Genomic DNA, 17,030 nt, shown 5'->3' on the forward strand with positions numbered 1-17,030 from the left:
TACCGGCCCCCGTACTACCACCCCGGCATGGACTCCCCCGAGATCCAGTACCTCATGGACCGCCGCCGCGCCCTCGGCGGCTTCGTCCCCGAACGCCGTTCCAAGCACACCGACGTCACCCTCCCGGATGACAAGGTGTACGAAGTCGCCAACCGCGGCTCCGGCAAGCAGCTGGCCGCCACCACCATGGCGTTCGTCCGCCTGCTCAAGGACCTCATGCGGGACAAGGAGTTCGGCAACAGGATCGTCCCGATCATCCCCGACGAGGCCCGCACGTTCGGCATGGACGCGTTCTTCCCGACGGCGAAGATCTACAACCCCAACGGCCAGAACTACCTGTCCGTGGACCGCGAACTCGTCCTGGCGTACAAGGAGTCCATCTCCGGCCAGATCGTGCACGCCGGCATCAACGAGGCCGGTTCGGTGGCGGCGTTCACTGCCGCGGGAACGTCCTACGCCACGCACGGCGAGCCGCTGATCCCGATCTACGTCTTCTACTCGATGTTCGGTTTCCAGCGCACCGGCGATTCCTTCTGGGCCGCCGCGGACCAGATGACCCGNATGACCCGCGGGTTCATCATCGGCGCCACCGCCGGCCGCACCACCCTCACCGGTGAAGGCCTGCAGCACGCCGACGGCCACTCCCCCATCCTGGCCGCAACCAACCCGGCCGTGCTCACCTACGACCCCGCGTACGGCTACGAGATCGGCGTCATTATGCGCGACGGCCTCAACCGCATGTACGGCCCGGGACCGGCGGACAACGACCCGTCGCGGAACGTGATGTACTACATCACGGTCTACAACGAGCCGATCTCCCAGCCGGCGGCGCCGGCGGAAATCGACGTCGAGGGCATCGTCAAGGGCATCTACCTGCTGGCTCCCGCCAAGATTGACGGCCCCCGCACGCAGATCCTCGCCTCCGGCGTTTCCGTCCCCTGGGCCCTCGAGGCCCAGCGGATCCTCGCCGAGGACTGGGGCGTTTCCGCCGATGTCTGGTCCGTGACGTCCTGGAGCGAACTGCGCCGCGACGCCATGGCCGCCGAGGAAGAAGCCTTCCTCAACCCCGGCCAGCCCGCCCGCGTGCCGTTCGTCACCGAACAGCTCGCCGGCGCGACCGGTCCGATCGTGGCAGTCACCGACTACATGAAGGCCGTGCCGGACCAGATCCGCCAGTTCCTCCCGAACGAGTTCGCCTCGCTCGGAGCCGACGGCTTCGGTTTCTCCGACACCCGCGCCGCAGCGCGCCGCTTCTTCAAGAACGACATCCACTCCGTGGTTGTCCGTTCACTGCAGATGCTGGCCCGCCGCGGCGAGGTGGATGCCCAGGCTCCGGCCCAGGCAATCGAGAAGTACCGCCTGCACAACGTCAACGCCGGCACCACCGGCAACGCGGGCGGCGACTCCTAGGTCCTCCCCGCAACGTACGACGGCGGTCCCCACCGGAAGGCGGGGGCCGCCGTCGTCGTTTAACCCTGATGGCCGCACCCGCGCGGCACGCCGGTCCAGCCGGGCGCCGGCACTGCGGTCCGGCACTGCGGTCCGGCGCTGCGGTCCCCCACTGTGATCCAGCACTGTGATCCAGCTCTGTGATCCAGCTCTGTGATCCAGCACAAGGCGCGTTGTAGCCTTTGCACAAATGGAGCTTGGACGGCGGGCACCGTATGCTCAATGCATGGCCGAGCCGATCACCACTCCTGTAAAACGCACGCCCACATCCAGGGCGATGCCCCCGGAGAAGGTGGAAACCCTCAAGAAGCTCCGTTCGAGCGTCGGCCAGCTCTCCACAACCACCCTCCGCCAGCTGGAGAAATCCCTGCCCTGGTACAGCCGGCTGAACTCCGACGAGCGCTCGGCCTTGGGGATGGTGGCCCAGAACGGCATCGCCGCCTTCGTCACCTGGTACGAACGGCCCAGCTCACCGTCCTGGATCCTGTCCGACGTTTTCGGCACCGCGCCCACCGAGCTCACCCGTTCCATCAGCCTGCAGAAGGCCCTCCAGCTGATCCGGATCGTCGTGGAGGTGGTGGAGGACCAGGTCCCCGTGATTGCTCCGGAGGCGGACCAGGGCGCGCTGCGTGAAGCGGTGCTGCGATACTCCCGCGAGGTGGCCTTCGCCGCGGCCGACGTCTACGCCCGCGCCGCCGAATCCCGCGGATCGTGGGACACCCGGCTGGAAGCCCTCATTGTGGACGCCATCCTGCGCGGCGAAAACACCGATGCCCTGCGGTCGCGGATTGCCGCCCTGGGCTGGAAGGCACAGGAGCGCTTCACCGTTATGGTGGGCAATTCCCCGTCCGAACCGAGCGCCAGCTACGTCAGCGAACTGCGCCGCACGGCCGGGCGCTTCGCCGAGGACGCCCTCGTCGGCATCCAGGGCGACCGGCTCATCCTCATCCTCGGCGGCGTCCACGACCGCGAGACCGCCTACCTGAAACTCGCCGAACTCTTCGCGCCCGGACCGGTCGTCTACGGCGCCGAAGCCGGATCGCTGCTCGAAGCCAGCGGCTCTGCCCAGTCCGCGTTCGCGGGACTGACCGCCGCGCGCGCCTGGCCCGCCGCGCCGCGCCCGGTGGCAGCCGATGACCTCCTGCCGGAGCGCGTGATCTCAGGCGATGATGCCGCCCGGCGCTCCCTCGTCAAGAACATCTACCGGCCCCTGCTCGCGGCGTCCAACGGCCTCGTGGAGACCCTCGGCACCTACCTCGAACTGGGCCATTCGCTGGAGGCCACGGCCCGCGAGCTCTTCGTCCACGCCAACACCGTGCGCTACCGGCTCAAGCGGGTCTGCGACGTCACGGGCTGGGATCCGCTGCTGCCGCGGGAGGCCTTTGTCCTCCAGACGGCCCTCGTCGTCGGCCGGCTTGCGGCCCCGCCGAAGCCCGCCACGGAACGGCAGCCGACGCGCAACAGCACCTGAGCGGTTGTAGACTTCCTACAAAGTGACCCTGTGAGCTTGGTGTATGAATGCACCGATAATCACGCCGCAATTTGGAAAGCTGGATACGTGCTTGCAATCGTCTGCCCTGGACAGGGCTCCCAGACCCCCGGTTTTCTGGCCCCTTGGCTGGAACTCCCCCCCGTAGCAGGCCAGTTGGCCTCCCTCAGCGAAATCGCAGGCATCGATCTCACCGCCCACGGCACCACCTCGGACGAAGAGACCATCAAGGACACCGCCGTCGCGCAGCCCCTGATCGTCGCCGCCGGGCTGGTGGCCGCGAAGTCCCTGTTCGACGTCGAGCTCGGCACCCTGCCGGTGATCCTCGCCGGCCACTCCGTCGGTGAAATCACCGCCTCCGCCCTGGCCGGCGTGCTGACGGAAACCGAAGCCATGACCTTCGTCCGCGAACGCGCCAACGGCATGGCGGCCGCGGCCGCTGCCACCCCCACCGGCATGAGCGCCGTGGTGGGCGGCGACCCCGCCGAGGTCCTCGCGGCCATCGAAGCCTGCGGGCTTACCCCGGCCAACGTCAACGGCGCCGGCCAGACCGTCGCGGCCGGGACGCTGGACCAGCTCAAGGCCCTCGCCGACAATCCGCCGGCCAAGGCCCGCGTCATCCCGCTAAAGGTCGCCGGGGCGTTCCACACCTCGCACATGTCCCCCGCCGTCGCGGCGCTGCAGACCCTCCGGCCGACACTGCACCCGCGGAACCCGCAGGTCCCCCTGCTCTCCAACTTCGACGGCGCAGAGGTCACCGATGGTGCCGCCGCCGTCGAAAGCCTGATCGCCCAGGTTTCCCGCCCGGTCCGCTGGGACCTCTGCATGGAGACGCTCGTGAAGCGCGGCGTGACCGGCCTGATTGAACTGGCCCCAGCCGGGACGCTGGCCGGACTCGCCAAGCGCGGCATGCCCGGCGTGAAGACCGTCACCGTCAAGACCCCGGACGATCTGTCCGCCGCCCTGGCCCTATTCGCAGAACTGGAAGGACAGGCATGAGCGTTCCCACCCTGAAGCAGGCGCCCCTGCACGAGAACACCCGCATCATGGGAGTCGGCGCGTACCGGCCCGACGTGATCGTCACCAACGATGACGTCTGCCAGTGGATCGACTCCTCCGACGAGTGGATCCGCCAGCGCACCGGCATCATCACGCGGCACCGGGCCCCCGCCGACGTCAGCGTGATCGACATGGCCGAAGGCGCCGCCCGCGAGGCCCTGCAGAAGGCCGGGATCGAGGCCTCCCAGCTCGGCGCCGTCATCGTCTCCACGGTGACCCACCCCTACGCGACGCCGTCCGCCGCCGCGAGCCTCGCCGACCGCCTCGGCGCGACGCCGGCCCCGGCCTTCGACATCTCCGCCGCCTGCGCCGGTTACTGCTACGGCATCGCCCAGGCTGACGCGCTGGTGCGCTCCGGCGCCGCCGAGTACGTCCTCGTGGTCGGTGCGGAAAAGCTCTCCGACGTCATCGACAACACCGAACGCACCATTTCCTTCCTGCTCGGCGACGGCGCGGGCGCCGTGGTGATCGGCCCCTCCGACACCCCGGGCATCGGCCCGTCAGTGTGGGGCTCGGACGGCAGCAAGTGGGACGCGATCGGCATGACCCACTCGATGTTGGACCTCCGCGAGCTCGCCTCAGCGGGCAAGCAGGGCGGCGCGCTGAGCGCCGAGGAAGCCGCCGTCACGGACGCGGCCTCCTGGCCGACGCTGCGCCAGGACGGCCAGACGGTCTTCCGCTGGGCCGTCTGGGAAATGGCCAAGGTGGCCCAGCAGGCGCTGGACGCCGCCGGCATCTCCGCCGAGGACCTCGCCGCGTTCATCCCGCACCAGGCGAACATGCGGATCATCGACGAGATGGCCAAGAAGCTCAAACTCCCGGAAAACGTCATCATCGCGCGGGACATCGCCGACGCCGGCAACACCTCCGCGGCCTCCATCCCCCTGGCTACCCACCGCCTGCTGCTGGAAAACCCGCAGCTCAGCGGCGGGCTTGCACTGCAGATCGGCTTCGGCGCCGGTCTGGTCTTCGGTGCCCAAGTGATCGTGCTTCCGTAGGCGTTCCTGCTTTCCGTTTTCCTGTTTTTCCTGTCTTCAAATCCCACAGCAAACCGAACCCTCGGTTTGAATCATTACCGCCCGAAGCCGCCGGCACACCGGCAGCCCACGGCAACAACTAGAAAAGGAGCCATCAATGGCTAGCAACGAAGAGATCCTGGCCGGCCTGGCTGAAATCGTCAACGAAGAGACCGGCCTGGCCACCGAGGCTGTCGAAATGGACAAGTCCTTCACCGAGGACCTGGACATCGACTCCATCTCGATGATGACGATCGTTGTCAACGCCGAAGAGAAGTTCGGCGTGCGCATCCCGGACGAAGAGGTCAAGAACCTCAAGACCGTCGGCGACGCTGTCAGCTTCATCGCCAGCGCACAGGCCTAATTCAGGCCCGGGCCGGTCCGGGGGCGCAGCTGCACCCCCGGACCGCGCCCTCTGCAGCACCATCCACTGCACCACCCCAGAGTTTTTCAAACGCAGGCCCCGGCAACCGCCCCCAGGTTCCGGATAAAGCAGGCGCACCGACAGAGAGTGATCCCATGGCACGCAAAGTAGTCATTACCGGTCTGGGTGCCACCACACCCATTGGCGGCGATGTCCCCACGATGTGGAAGAACGCGCTGAAGGGCGTCTCCGGCGCGCACACGCTTGAGGACGACTGGGTGGCCAAGTATGAGCTGCCCGTCCACTTTGCCGCCCGCGCTTCCAACCCCGCGACCGAGGTCCTGAGCCGGGTCGAGGCCAAGCGCATGGACCCCTCCACGCAGTTCGCCGTGGTTGCCTCCCGCGAGGCATGGGCCGACGCCGGCATCACCGAAATCGACCACGACCGGCTGGCAGTGGCATTCGCCACCGGGATCGGCGGCGTCTGGACGCTCCTGGACGCCTGGGACACCCTGCGCGAAAAGGGCCCGCGCCGCGTCCTGCCGATGACCGTGCCCATGCTGATGCCCAACGGCCCGGCCGCTGCGGTGAGCCTTGACCTGGGTGCCCGCGCCGGCGCCCACACCCCGGTCTCCGCCTGTGCGTCCGGCACCGAAGCCGTTCACATGGGCCTGGACCTGATCCGCTCCGGCAAGGCCGACGTCGTCGTCTGCGGCGGCGCCGAAGCCGCCATCCACCCGATGCCGATCGCCGCGTTCGCCTCCATGCAGGCACTCTCGCGCCGCAATGACGATCCCGAGCACGCCTCCCGCCCCTACGACATTGACCGCGACGGCTTCGTTATGGGCGAGGGCGCCGGTGCCCTTGTGCTCGAAGCCGAGGAACACGCCTTGGCCCGCGGCGCCCGGATCTACGCCGAGCTGGCCGGCACGTCGGTCACCGCCGATGCCTACCACATCACTGCCCCGGACCCCGAGGGCCTCGGCGCCACCCGCGCACTGAAGGCCGCCATGTTCGACGGCCGGATCCAGCCGGAGGACGTGGTGCACGTCAACGCGCACGCGACCTCCACCCCGGTCGGCGACAAGCCCGAGTATGCGGCCCTCAAGGCCGCCCTCGGCAAACAACTGGACAGCGTCGCCGTCTCGGCCACGAAGTCGCAGATGGGCCACCTGCTGGGCGCCTCCGGTGCGGTGGAAGCCGTGCTGACCGTTATGGCCATTTACGACCGCAAGGCCCCCGTGACCATCAACCTGGAGAACCAGGATCCGGAGATCCCGCTCGACGTCGTCACCACCGCCCGCGAGCTGCCGTCCGGCAGCATCGCGGCGCTGAGCAACTCCTTCGGCTTCGGCGGCCACAACGCCGTGATCGCGGTGCGGAGCATCTAGCCCGACCCGCGCGCAGCACGCCGAGATGACAGATGGCGGCAATGTTCTTGGTGAACATTGCCGCCATCTGTCATCTGCCGTAGCTATGGAGTGTTGTTGCCGGTCCTGCGGAGGAGGCTTAGCCCACTTGGTGGAGCCAGCGCACGGGAGCGCCTTCGGCGGCGTGCCGGAAGGGCTCGAGTTCCTCGTCCCACGCTTCGCCGAGGGCCAGGGACAGCTCGTGGTAGACCGCCGAGGGGTCGCCGGCGCCGGATTCGTAGGCGTAGCGGATGCGGTCCTCGGAGACCATGATGTTGCCGTGCACGTCCGTGACGGCGTGGAAGATGCCAAGTTCGGGCGTGTGGGACCAGCGGCCACCGTCAACGCCCTGGCTGGGCTCTTCCGTGACTTCGTAGCGCAGGTGCGCCCAGCCCCGGAGAGCCGATGCCAATTGAGCCCCCGTGCCCGGGTTACCGGTCCACGACAGCTCAGCCCGGAACATTCCGGGCGCTGCTGGCTGAGCAGTCCACTCAAGGTCCGTCCGCTTGTCCACAACCGACCCTATGGCCCACTCTACGTGGGGGCACAGGGCAGTCGGGGCCGAGTGAACGAACAACACACCGCGGGTCAGTGCAACAGACATTCCATCCTCCATAGCTGTAGGTACGTCTTCCCCAACGACCTCTGCCTGGATGTCTGTCTGTTGCGCGGGTCCGTAGTGATGCGGTGGTCCTGGCCAGACTATTAAGTTATTGCCCGGATTCTCCGTGCGACTTGATGCGTGGGAGCTTCAAGCAACACTTGAAAGTTGCCGGGCATGAGTCTTATTCTGCCGTACCCTACCTAATTACGCCAGTGCAATTCGGCGCGTCTTTTCCGGCGCGCCGCGCGGTGTCCTGGCGCGGATCGTTCGAGGCAGCCGGCGCGGCCCGTGGTGGCGACTTCAGGCCCTCGGATGGGCCTGCTGGTAGCTCTGCCGGAGCCGCTCGACCGAAACATGGGTGTAGATCTGGGTGGTGGCCAGGCTGCTGTGGCCCAGGATTTCCTGCACCGCGCGGAGGTCGGCACCGCCGTCGAGCAGGTGCGTGGCGGCGGAGTGCCGGAGGGCATGCGGTCCGGTGGCGGCGGTGTCCCCCAGCGCTGCCAGCAAGTCGTGGACAACGCTGCGGACCTGCCGCTGGTCGACCCGTTTGCCGCGCACTCCAAGGAACAGCGCCGGGCCGGAGGTCTCCGTGGCGAGGGCGGGCCGGCCCCGGCGCAGCCAGTCGTCGACGGCGAGCGCCGCCGGCAGACCGTAAGGCACCGTGCGTTCCTTGTTGCCTTTGCCGAGTACCCGGAGGGTCCTGCGGTCGGGATCGAGGTCGTCCACGTCGAGGCCCGCCAGTTCGCCGACCCGGATGCCCGTGGCGTAGAGGAGCTCAACCATGGCCCGGTTACGCAGGGGCAACGGCCCACCCTCGGCGGCAGCGGCTTCGGTGCCTTCGACGAGCCGGAGGACCTGCTGCTGGTGCAGCACACCGGGCAGGGACTTCTCCCGCTTCGGTGCATTCAGCCGCAGCGCAGGGTCCGCGTCGATCAGTTCCTCGCGGACGGCCCAGGCCGTGAACGCCCTGGCAGTGGCGGAGCGGCGGGCCAGAGTGGCGCGCGACATCCCGGATTCGCTTTGCGAGCCGAGCCAGCGGCGCAGGGTTCCCAGTTCCAGGCCCGCGAGGTCCTCCACTCCCTCCGAGGCCGCGAAGCCCAAAAGGCTTCCGACGTCGGCGAGGTACGCGCGCACGGTGTGGGCCGAACGGCCGCGTTCGGCCTCCAGGTAGCGGCCGAAACCCTGGGCGGCGGTGGCCAGTGCGGCCGGGATCTGCTGTGTGGGCACTCCCCTACTCTCGCAGGATTCACCCGGCGATCAAGGAGCCCGGCGGCGAGCCGCGGGTCCGGTCGTACCACCGCTGCCTGTTAGCCGATGCGGCCGGAGCCATGCCTCCGGGTTCCACCCGCCGGTCATCCTGCCTTGCCCGACCGTTTCCAGCCCCCGCCGCGCGACTCGGCCAGGCCCAGCAGCCCAAGCCGGCCGAGTCCGGCCTTGACCGAGTCAGCGCTCAGTCCCGCCACGGCGGTGAGCTTTTCGACTGAACTGGTGGTCCGCAGCGGCAGCGCATCGAGCAGGATGAGGTCCTCCAGGGTCAGTCCGTCGTGGATGGCCGCTGGGCCGGACCTAACCTCGGGCAGCGATTCGCCACTGGGCGCGGCGAGCTCCGCGATCTCGCCCGCGTCGGTGACGCAGACTCCCCCGCCTTCGCGGAGCAGCCGGTGGCAGCCCGCGGAATTGGCGCTGTGTACCGAGCCCGGCACCGCGCCGACGGCCCTGCCCAGGGTCTCCGCATGGTGGGCCGTGTTCAGGGCGCCGGACCTCCACCGCGCTTCCACAACGACCGTCACTGAGGCCAGCGCGGCGATCAGCCTGTTGCGCTGCAGGAACCGATACCGCGTGGGCGCCGAACCTGGCGGAACTTCGGCCAGGACTGCGCCCTGGTTGGCGACGGCCCGCAGCAGATCCTCATTGCCCGACGGGTAGAAGCGGTCCACTCCCCCTGCCATCACGGCGATGGTGGGCAGGCTCCCGGAGGTGGCGGCGGCCAGGGCCGCCCGGTGGGCGTGCGCATCGATGCCGTAGGCGCCGCCCGAGATGATCGTGAACCCCCTCTGGACCAGCGAATACGCGAGGTCCCCCGTCACGGACGAGCCGTAGGAGGTGCTGTCCCTGGAACCGACCAGCGCGACGGACGTGGCGGCCGGAGGCAGCTCCTGCTCGATGCCGCGCCACCAGAGGCAGATCGGTTCCTGCAGTCCAAGGTCGGCCAGTTGCCGGGGCCAGAGTCCGTCCGATGGAATGATCATGCGTCCGCCGAGCCGCTGCATCGTCGTGAGGTCCCGGTCCGGTGCAAGATCCTGGATCCTCGGCGCCCAGCGTTTGCGGGCCGTCCCCAGGCCCGTCCAGCCACCGCCCGAGCCGTTCTCGTCCAGAAGCCGGAACAGCTCCTGTTCCAGTTCGGCACCGGCTGTCAGCTGGCCGGTGGCGATCCTCAACGCGTCCTCGGCCCCGGCGACGCGCACGAGCGCGAGGCCCGCGGCGTCCTGCGGTTCGAACAGCCGGGACAACGCCGCCCGCGCGGTCCGCTCGCTCTCTGTCATGGTGTGGTCCTTTCACGGGCCTGCGATGGGTGGTGGCACTGCGGCGTTCGAGGCACCGCCATGGGCGTAGAGCCCTGCTAGGCGGCGACGGCGGCCTGCCGAAGGTTGAGGGCAAGCCCGATATCGTCCGCCTCCGGTACCTCACGGAGGGCCAAATCCGCCAGTGTCCACGCCAGACGCAGCACGCGGTCGTAGCCGCGTGCTGTCAGCACCCCTCGTTCCAGGGCGTGGTCCAGGATACGCGTAGTGGGGGCGCCGAGCCGCAGGGCACCCCGGAGGACCCGCCCCGGTACCTGGGCGTTGGTTTCCAGGCTGAACGGCAGCAGCCTCCCGAGCTGGCGCTCCCGTGCGGCCTGGACACGGGCCGCGATGGTGGCGGTATCCTCCTCCGCCGCGGGCTGGCCAAAGTCCGCCAGCGACACCCGTTCCACCTGTAGCTGAATGTCCACCCTGTCCAGCAGCGGGCCGGACATGCGCGCCAAATACCGCCGGCGCATGGTGGGAGTGCAGATGCAGTCGACTCCCTTGCCGGTGGCCTTACCGCAAGGGCACGGGTTGGCGGCAAGAACCAGCTGGAAGCGGGCGGGGTAGGCCGCTGTGCCCGCCGACCGGTGAAGGACCAGCTCTCCGCTCTCCAGCGGCTGCCGGAGCGCGTCGAGGACGCGTCGTTCGTATTCAGGGGCCTCATCGAGGAACAACACCCCGCGGTGGGCCCGGGACGCCGCCCCGGGCCGCGGCAGCCCGGAGCCCCCTCCGATGATGGCCGCCGGAGTGGCCGTGTGATGCGGGTTCTCATAGGGCGGCCGGCGCACGAGATGCAGGGAGGCCGAGGTCAGCGAGCAGAGCGAATGGATGGCGGTCACTTCCATGGCCTCCGCGTCTCCCAGGTCCGGCAGGAGCCCGGGAAGCCGTTCAGCAAGCATCGTTTTACCCGCCCCCGGAGGACCTGTGAGCAGCAGGTGGTGCGCGCCGGCGGCGGCCACCTCCAGCGCCCTCCGTGCATCTCCCTGCCCGGAGACATCGCGCATGTCCGGCGGCACCAGGGAAGGCACTCCAGCTTCGGCCTCCGCTTCGCTAGACTCGGGCGCGGGATCGAAGTCCAAGGCCAGGTCCTGCGGATCGGCGCCGAAATCGAACGCCAGGCGGGCCAAGGTGGCGTAGCCCTGCACGCGGGCGCCTGGCACCAGCTGCGCCTCGGCGGCGTTCGCCTGCGCCACGACGACATCGGCATAGCCAGCGCGTACCGCGGCCATCACCGCAGGGAGGACTCCACGGACCGGCCGCAGCCTGCCGTCGAGGCCCAGCTCGGCGATGAACACTGTCCGGCCCGTGGACCGGACATCGTTCGAGGCCAGCAGCGCGGCCATGGCGATGGCGAGGTCGAAGCCGGAGCCCCGTTTAGGCAACGACGCCGGGATGAGGTTGGCCGTGATCTTCCGGCGGCTCAGGGGAATACCGGAGTTCTGAGCGGCCGAGCGGATCCGTTCCTTGGCCTCGTTCAGCGAGGCGTCCGGCAGCCCCAGGATGATAAATGCAGGCAGGGTCTGGCCGATATCGGCCTCCACCTCCACGATGTAGCCGTTCAGCCCGACGAGGGCCACCGAGTAGGTCCGGCCGAGCGCCACCTACCCCACCCCCTTGAGGTGCTCCACGGCGGGCTCGCCGATACCGTCGTCGAGCACGGCGACCACGTCGACCCTCCTCAGCGGCATGCGGAGTTCATGGTCGCGGCACCAAGCCGACGCCAGCCGGTGCAGCCGGGCCAGTTTGTCCACACCGACGGCCTCAAAGGGATGCCCGTAGGCGAGGGACTTGCGCGTCTTCACCTCGGCGATGACCAGCGCGTCGCCGTCGAGCGCCACAATATCGATTTCGCCTTCGGAGCACCGCCAGTTGCGGTCCACGATCCGCATGCCCTGGGCTTCGAGGTATCCGGCGGCGAGTTCCTCCCCGCGCCGGCCCAGCACGTCCTTAGCTCTCATGACCCCAGACTGCGCCGCCACGCGCAAGCAGCACAGAGGGTCAGGCCGCTATGTGGGAAACCGAGCTCGAGGGTGGCGGTGTGGAGGAAGAGTTCACAGACGTTGCCCGGCCACCACCAAAATCAGTTCCCGAGGCCCTCCACCTTGGGCAGGGCGAGCTCCTCGCTCCGCGGGAGTTCTTCGACGTTGACGTCCTTGAAGGTGATTACGCGGACGCTCTTGACGAAGCGGGCGGAGCGGTAGACGTCCCAGACCCAGGCATCCTGCAGCGTCAGGTCGAAGTAGACCTCGCCGTCGGCGCTGCGTGCCTGCAGGTCAACGTGGTTGGCCAGATAGAATCGCCGTTCGGTCTCGACCACGTAGCTGAACAGTCCGACAACGTCGCGGTATTCGCGGTAGAGCTGCAGCTCCATGTCGGTCTCATAGTTTTCAAGGTCCTCGGCACTCATGGTTCCATCTTGCACCATCCGGCGCCGCCCGCGCGCCACGGGACGTCCCGCGGCGCCCGCGGGACTATCGCGGAGCCGGCGTCAGTCCGCGAGCAGCTGCCAGCTCACACGGTGGTAGGGCGTGGGGCCGGCGGCGCGGAGGGCATCCTTGTGGATGGCGGTGCCGTAGCCCTTGTTTACGTCCCAGCCGTAGGCCGGGTATTCGCTGTGCAGCGCGCGCATCATGCCGTCGCGTTCCACCTTGGCCAGGATGGACGCCGCGGCGACGCTCAGGCACTGCATGTCCGCCTTGACCAGCGTGTGCACCGGGGCGTCGCAGCCTGGCTCCGCCGGGCCGTCGTCGAACAGGGAGGGCTGGGTCTCGGGCGAGAGCCAGTTGTGACTGCCGTCCAGGAGCACAACGTCCGGGGTCACGCCGGCGGCCAGCACCGCGAGCCAGGCGCGGGTGCCGGCGAGTCGCAGCGCGGCCACAATGCCGACGTCGTCGATCTCCTTCGCCGAGGCATGCCCGACGGCGGAGGCCACACTCCAGCTCCGGACCAGCGGTACCAGGCGTTCCCGGTCCGCCACCTTGAGCAGCTTGGAGTCCCGCACATCGGCGAGCAGCTTCAGCTCGTGCAGGTCCACGACGGCGATTCCCACACTGACGGGGCCGGCGAGGGCGCCGCGGCCCACCTCGTCGATGCCGGCAAGGAGCCGGGCGCCGGACCCGAGGAAGCGGCGCTCGTAGTCGAGGGTGGGGGCTTCGGACATAACTCGTGACGCTACTTTCCGGCCGGGGCGGGCACGTCGCGGAAGACGTCGGGGTAGTTGTCGAGGGCGGTGATGCGGTTGAGCGGCCAGGCGATGACGGCGGCCTTGCCTTCGATGTCGGCGATGTCCACGAAGCCGCCGTTGGTGTCCGTGTGGGCGCGCGAATCGGCCGAATGGTTCCTGTTGTCGCCCATGACCCAGACCTTGCCGTCGGGAACCACGACGTCGAACTCGCGAACCTGGGGCACTTCGGCGGAGTTGATGTAGGGCTCATCGAGCGGGACGCCGTTAACGGTAAGCCGGCCGCCGCCGTCGCAGCAGGCCACATGGTCACCCGGCAGTCCGACAACGCGCTTCACCAGGTGCTGTTCCGAGTTGTCCGGCAGGAGCCCGATGAATGTCAGCCCGTCCTGCACCCACGTGAACGGACCCGCATCCTTCGCGGCCGCGGGAACCAGCCAGCCCTGTGTGTCCCTGAAGACCACAACGTCGCCGTGCTCCAGGGCGAAGGGCTCCGGGACCAGCAGGTTGACGAAGATCCTGTCGTTCACGTCCAGGGTGTTGACCATGGATTCGGACGGGATGTAGAAGGCCCGGAAAAGGAAGGTCTTGATCAGGAAGGACAGCACGATCGCGACGAGCACCACCGTGGCCACTTCCTTGGCCCAGAGGAACATGGGGCTGTGGTTCTCCCGGGCCTTCGCCCGGCGCGCCCGCTTCGACGCGGCGCCCGCATGGGCAGGTCCCCCCGCGGCCGGAACGTCCCGGACATCGGCATCGGGGCCGGACGCGTCGGGGCCAGTGGCGCCGGTGCCGGAAGCGTCGGTGTCAGAAGTGCCATGGCCAGTAGCGTCGGGGCCGGAAGTGACGCGGGACCGGGCGTCCGGGGCAGCACCGTAGCCGCCGTCCACGGGGGCCTCCGGGGCGGGGATCGGGGAGGAGGTCACCCGGGGCTGGTCCTGCCCCCGCGGATCAGGAGTCCGGGGTCCGGTCTCGGGCATCTACTGTCCGTTCTTCGCTGTGGTCGTGGTGGTTTCAGGAGGCCGTTCTACTGCCGTAAATCTATCAAGCGGCCAGATGATCTGTACGGGTCTGCCGATCACCCGGTCCAGCGGCACCATGCCTCCGCCGGGGGCACCCAGAAGACTGCGGGAATCTGCCGATTGTGAGCGGTGGTCCCCCATCAGCCAGAGCCGGCCCGGGGGAACGATCACACTGAACTGCAGTTTGCTCGGGGAGTCGCCCTCGTGGAGGTAGGGTTCCGCGACCGGCTGTCCGTTGATGGTGAGTTTGCCACCGGCGTCGCAGCAGATGACCCGGTCTCCGGGGAGCCCGATCACCCGTTTGATGTAGGTGTTGTCGCCTCCGGACAGGCCTATCCAGTGCCCGACGCCGCTGAGAAAGTCCAGCACGGGGCCGTTGCCGCTGTTCAGCGGGGCGAAGGAGCCGCGTCCGTCGAAGACGACAATGTCGCCGCGGCCCACAGGGTCGTCCCGGAAGTCCGTCCGCGACACAACGATCCGGTCGCCCTCCTGGAAGAGCGGCTCCATCGAGGCAGAGGGGATGTAGTAGACATCGAGCCACAGTGACCGGACCAGCCCGCCGATGAGGACGGCCAGGACCACGGCCGGCAACACAAAACGCCAGCCGAGTTTCCTGGGCTGGCGTTTTGTGTGTTCCATGAGCCGTATCCTTCTAACGCTTTTCTGAAGTGAACAGCGCTGTTGCGGATGCTCCGGCGCTGGCCGGACACGGTCCGTGGACCCGCGATGGAAGACTCCGGAGAAAGACTCCGGAGAAAGCCGGAAGAGTCTTACTTTCCGGTCTGGAAGTCGCGCTTTTCCTTGATCTTCGCGGCCTTGCCGCGCAGGTTGCGCATGTAGTACAGCTTGGCGCGGCGCACGTCACCCTTGGAGACGACCTCGATCTTGTCGATGATCGGGGAGTGCACCGGGAAGGTACGCTCCACGCCGACGCCGAAGGAGACCTTGCGGATGGTGAAGGTTTCGCGCAGGCCGTCGCCGTGGCGGCCCAGGACGAAGCCCTGGAAGACCTGGACGCGGGAGTTCTTGCCTTCGATGATGTTCACGTGAACCTTGAGGGTGTCACCCGCACGGAAGACGGGAACATCGGTGCGCAGCGAGGCTGCGTCTACGGAATCGAGAATATGCATTGATTCACTCCTGGTGAACGCCACAGGTCCTTCACGTTGGGTCACGGCGGCCAAGCCCGGGCGCGGATACGGCCCGGAAATTCCCGCCGAAAATTTGTCGATCCGGCTCCGCCAGGACTTGGCGGCGGCCGGGGTGCCGCGCTGTTGGTGACGCTCCCCCTGTGGCAGGTTCGCACCCAGCAGGCACAAGGACTAATTTTGCCACACCCGGGGCCTTCCAGCCAATCCGGTCAGGCGGAGTCCCCAACGGCGTCGGCGCGGCGCTTGAGGTGACCGTCGACGACGTCGTACCCGAGGTCCGCGAAAGCGGTGCGGTCCGCGCGGGGCAGCTTGGCGGCGTCGAACTCCTCCAGCAGGTCCGGGCGCCGTTCGGCGGTGCGCCGGTACTGTTGGTGCCGGCGCCACTGGGCGATCTTGCCGTGGTTGCCGCTGAGCAGCACGGCCGGGACGTCGCGGTCCCGCCAGCTGGAAGGCTTGGTGTAGACCGGGTACTCCAGCAGCCCGTCCGAGTGCGATTCCTCCACGAGGGACTCGGGGTTGCCGACGACGCCGGGCAGCAGACGCCCGATGGCTTCCACCATGGCCAGCACCGCCACTTCACCGCCGTTCAGGACGTAGTCGCCCAGGCTCATCGGCCGCACGGTGAAGTGCTCGGCGGCCCATTCCATCACGCGCTCGTCGATGCCTTCATAGCGTCCGCAGGCGAACACCAGCCGGTCTTCTCCGGCCAGTTCATGGGCCGCGGCCTGGGTGAAGCGCTCCCCCGCCGGCGACGGAACAATGAGGACCGGCTTCGACGCTTCCGGCCCGGCTTCCGCTTGTCCGGCGGCGTCGGGTCCGGCAGCGCCCTGCCCGGAAGTGTCCTCGCCGGCCGCGTGCTGGCCGGCGGCCGCTACCGTGGCCAGCGCCTGCGCCCACGGCTCGGGCTTCATGACCATGCCGGCGCCGCCGCCGTACGGGGTGTCATCCACGGTCCGGTGGCGGTCCGTGGTGAAGTCCCGGAGGTCGTGGACGTTCAGCTCCAGCAGGCCGTCCTGGCGCGCCTTGCCGATCAGCGAAAGTTCCAGCGGGGCCAGGTATTCGGGGAAGATGCTGACGACGTCGATCCTCATTTAGGCGTTGTCTCCGGCGTCGGCGCGGTCTCCGGAGGTGCCGGCGGCTGCGGACGTCTGCGCGTCGCCGGACTTGGCCTCGTCCTCGGCGTTGACGTCAAAGAGGCCCGGCGGAGGGGTGACCAGCACATAGCCCTCTCCGACGTTGACCTCGGGAACGATCTGCTCCACGAAGGGGATCAGGATTTCCTTGCCGTCGGTCGCGGTAACCACCAGCAGGTCCTGGACCGGGAGGGTGTGGAGGCCGGAAACCTTGCCCACCACCTGGTTACCCACGCGGACCTCCAGGCCTTCGAGCTCGTGTTCGTACCAGCCTTCGTCGTCGTCATCGTCGTCGAGGTCTTCGGTTTCGATGAACAGCTTGGCGCCGCGCAGGGTCTCCGCCTCGTTGCGGGTCTCAATCTCCTCGAACGCGAGCAGCAGGATGTCCTTGTTCCAGCGGGCGCTGAGGATGGTGAGCGGGCCGGCCGAGGCTGGCTCAACCACGAACATGGTGCCCGGGACGAAGCGGTCGCCGGGCGCATCGGTGAGCACCTGGACGGTTACTTCGCCGCGGATGCCGTGGGGCTTGCCGATTCGTGCCACCTGAAGCTGCATCTGTTCCTCTGTTCGGGGTTGGTGAGTCTGG

Annotated in this window: 17 protein-coding genes and 2 pseudogenes; 7 read left to right on the forward strand and 12 right to left on the reverse strand. The window is 68.3% G+C overall.

Features of this window, described 5'->3' with window-relative positions; genetic code table 11:
- From ASE96_RS19470 to fabF, 7 genes and pseudogenes are all read left to right on the forward strand, one after another.
- A pseudogene (locus tag ASE96_RS19470) lies at positions 1-560 on the forward strand (pyruvate dehydrogenase (acetyl-transferring), homodimeric type); the annotation flags it as partial.
- A 1-nt stretch (position 561) separates the two neighbouring features.
- Positions 562-1,410: pseudogene (locus ASE96_RS19475) on the forward strand (transketolase-like TK C-terminal-containing protein); the annotation flags it as partial.
- A 265-nt stretch (positions 1,411-1,675) separates the two neighbouring features.
- Positions 1,676-2,920, forward strand: coding sequence for a PucR family transcriptional regulator (locus tag ASE96_RS04465; protein ID WP_056426711.1), 1,245 nt, complete (start codon positions 1,676-1,678; stop codon positions 2,918-2,920).
- An 87-nt stretch (positions 2,921-3,007) separates the two neighbouring features.
- Entirely contained in the window at positions 3,008-3,937 is a 930-nt protein-coding gene (locus ASE96_RS04470; protein ID WP_056426714.1) for an ACP S-malonyltransferase, read from the forward strand.
- Positions 3,934-4,995, forward strand: a complete 1,062-nt coding sequence (locus tag ASE96_RS04475; protein WP_056426717.1) for a beta-ketoacyl-ACP synthase III — start codon at positions 3,934-3,936, stop codon at positions 4,993-4,995. Before ASE96_RS04470 ends, ASE96_RS04475 begins: the two co-directional genes overlap by 4 nt.
- 136 nt (positions 4,996-5,131) lie before the next feature.
- Complete coding sequence (locus ASE96_RS04480) at positions 5,132-5,377, forward strand: acyl carrier protein (RefSeq protein ID WP_056426718.1); 246 nt, start codon at positions 5,132-5,134, stop codon at positions 5,375-5,377.
- A 155-nt stretch (positions 5,378-5,532) separates the two neighbouring features.
- A complete protein-coding gene (gene fabF / locus ASE96_RS04485; RefSeq protein WP_056426721.1) occupies positions 5,533-6,768 on the forward strand; it encodes a beta-ketoacyl-ACP synthase II in 1,236 nt (411 codons plus the stop codon).
- A gap of 118 nt (positions 6,769-6,886) precedes the next feature.
- Here fabF and ASE96_RS04490 read toward each other — a convergent pair whose 3' ends face one another.
- The 12 genes from ASE96_RS04490 to rimM all read right to left on the reverse strand — a co-directional run bounded on the left by ASE96_RS04490 (position 6,887) and on the right by rimM (position 16,999).
- On the reverse strand, positions 6,887-7,390 hold the full coding sequence (locus tag ASE96_RS04490) for a DUF3145 domain-containing protein (protein WP_056426723.1): 504 nt from the start codon (positions 7,388-7,390) through the stop codon (positions 6,887-6,889).
- 300 nt (positions 7,391-7,690) lie between these two features.
- Complete coding sequence (locus ASE96_RS04495) at positions 7,691-8,617, reverse strand: tyrosine recombinase XerC (RefSeq protein WP_056426726.1); 927 nt, start codon at positions 8,615-8,617, stop codon at positions 7,691-7,693.
- Between the two features lie 125 nt (positions 8,618-8,742).
- Positions 8,743-9,933, reverse strand: a complete 1,191-nt coding sequence (dprA, locus tag ASE96_RS04500) for a DNA-processing protein DprA (protein WP_056426728.1) — start codon at positions 9,931-9,933, stop codon at positions 8,743-8,745.
- Positions 9,934-10,010: 77 nt separating this feature from the next.
- Positions 10,011-11,558: a YifB family Mg chelatase-like AAA ATPase gene (locus ASE96_RS04505; RefSeq protein WP_056426731.1), complete on the reverse strand. Its 1,548-nt coding sequence runs from the start codon at positions 11,556-11,558 to the stop codon at positions 10,011-10,013.
- Positions 11,559-11,915: a YraN family protein gene (locus ASE96_RS04510; protein WP_056426734.1), complete on the reverse strand. Its 357-nt coding sequence runs from the start codon at positions 11,913-11,915 to the stop codon at positions 11,559-11,561. It lies immediately after the preceding gene.
- Between the two features lie 122 nt (positions 11,916-12,037).
- Complete coding sequence (locus tag ASE96_RS04515; protein ID WP_056426737.1) at positions 12,038-12,364, reverse strand: DUF2469 domain-containing protein; 327 nt, start codon at positions 12,362-12,364, stop codon at positions 12,038-12,040.
- 81 nt (positions 12,365-12,445) lie between these two features.
- Positions 12,446-13,117, reverse strand: a complete 672-nt coding sequence (locus ASE96_RS04520) for a ribonuclease HII (RefSeq protein ID WP_056426739.1) — start codon at positions 13,115-13,117, stop codon at positions 12,446-12,448.
- Between the two features lie 11 nt (positions 13,118-13,128).
- Positions 13,129-14,118, reverse strand: a complete 990-nt coding sequence (gene lepB, locus ASE96_RS04525) for a signal peptidase I (RefSeq protein ID WP_056426742.1) — start codon at positions 14,116-14,118, stop codon at positions 13,129-13,131.
- On the reverse strand, positions 14,119-14,799 hold the full coding sequence (gene lepB, locus ASE96_RS04530) for a signal peptidase I (protein ID WP_056426745.1): 681 nt from the start codon (positions 14,797-14,799) through the stop codon (positions 14,119-14,121). It abuts the gene before it with no gap.
- Positions 14,800-14,930: 131 nt separating this feature from the next.
- The gene (rplS, locus tag ASE96_RS04535; protein WP_056426746.1) at positions 14,931-15,290 is read right to left on the reverse strand and encodes a 50S ribosomal protein L19; all 360 of its coding nucleotides are present in this window, start codon (positions 15,288-15,290) and stop codon (positions 14,931-14,933) included.
- A 230-nt stretch (positions 15,291-15,520) separates the two neighbouring features.
- Positions 15,521-16,402, reverse strand: a complete 882-nt coding sequence (gene trmD / locus ASE96_RS04540; RefSeq protein ID WP_056426750.1) for a tRNA (guanosine(37)-N1)-methyltransferase TrmD — start codon at positions 16,400-16,402, stop codon at positions 15,521-15,523.
- A complete protein-coding gene (gene rimM, locus ASE96_RS04545; protein WP_056426752.1) occupies positions 16,403-16,999 on the reverse strand; it encodes a ribosome maturation factor RimM in 597 nt (198 codons plus the stop codon).
- Between the last annotated feature and the right edge of the window lie 31 nt (positions 17,000-17,030).

The organism is Arthrobacter sp. Leaf69 (genome assembly GCF_001422645.1).
GTDB lineage: Bacteria > Actinomycetota > Actinomycetes > Actinomycetales > Micrococcaceae > Arthrobacter.

What these genes read in the sequence shown, in the direction of transcription:
- trmD (WP_056426750.1), bottom strand. Translation starts at nt 16,402, where the DNA reads ATGAGGATCGACGTCGTCAGCATCTTCCCCGAATACCTGGCCCCGCTG.
- ASE96_RS04490 (WP_056426723.1), bottom strand. Translation starts at nt 7,390, where the DNA reads ATGTCTGTTGCACTGACCCGCGGTGTGTTGTTCGTTCACTCGGCCCCG.
- ASE96_RS04480 (WP_056426718.1), top strand. Translation starts at nt 5,132, where the DNA reads ATGGCTAGCAACGAAGAGATCCTGGCCGGCCTGGCTGAAATCGTCAAC.
- ASE96_RS04465 (WP_056426711.1), top strand. Translation starts at nt 1,676, where the DNA reads ATGGCCGAGCCGATCACCACTCCTGTAAAACGCACGCCCACATCCAGG.
- rplS (WP_056426746.1), bottom strand. Translation starts at nt 15,290, where the DNA reads ATGCATATTCTCGATTCCGTAGACGCAGCCTCGCTGCGCACCGATGTT.
- ASE96_RS04520 (WP_056426739.1), bottom strand. Translation starts at nt 13,117, where the DNA reads ATGTCCGAAGCCCCCACCCTCGACTACGAGCGCCGCTTCCTCGGGTCC.
- rimM (WP_056426752.1), bottom strand. Translation starts at nt 16,999, where the DNA reads ATGCAGCTTCAGGTGGCACGAATCGGCAAGCCCCACGGCATCCGCGGC.
- ASE96_RS04510 (WP_056426734.1), bottom strand. Translation starts at nt 11,915, where the DNA reads ATGAGAGCTAAGGACGTGCTGGGCCGGCGCGGGGAGGAACTCGCCGCC.
- dprA (WP_056426728.1), bottom strand. Translation starts at nt 9,933, where the DNA reads ATGACAGAGAGCGAGCGGACCGCGCGGGCGGCGTTGTCCCGGCTGTTC.
- ASE96_RS04515 (WP_056426737.1), bottom strand. Translation starts at nt 12,364, where the DNA reads ATGAGTGCCGAGGACCTTGAAAACTATGAGACCGACATGGAGCTGCAG.
- lepB (WP_056426745.1), bottom strand. Translation starts at nt 14,799, where the DNA reads ATGGAACACACAAAACGCCAGCCCAGGAAACTCGGCTGGCGTTTTGTG.
- lepB (WP_056426742.1), bottom strand. Translation starts at nt 14,118, where the DNA reads ATGCCCGAGACCGGACCCCGGACTCCTGATCCGCGGGGGCAGGACCAG.
- fabF (WP_056426721.1), top strand. Translation starts at nt 5,533, where the DNA reads ATGGCACGCAAAGTAGTCATTACCGGTCTGGGTGCCACCACACCCATT.
- ASE96_RS04475 (WP_056426717.1), top strand. Translation starts at nt 3,934, where the DNA reads ATGAGCGTTCCCACCCTGAAGCAGGCGCCCCTGCACGAGAACACCCGC.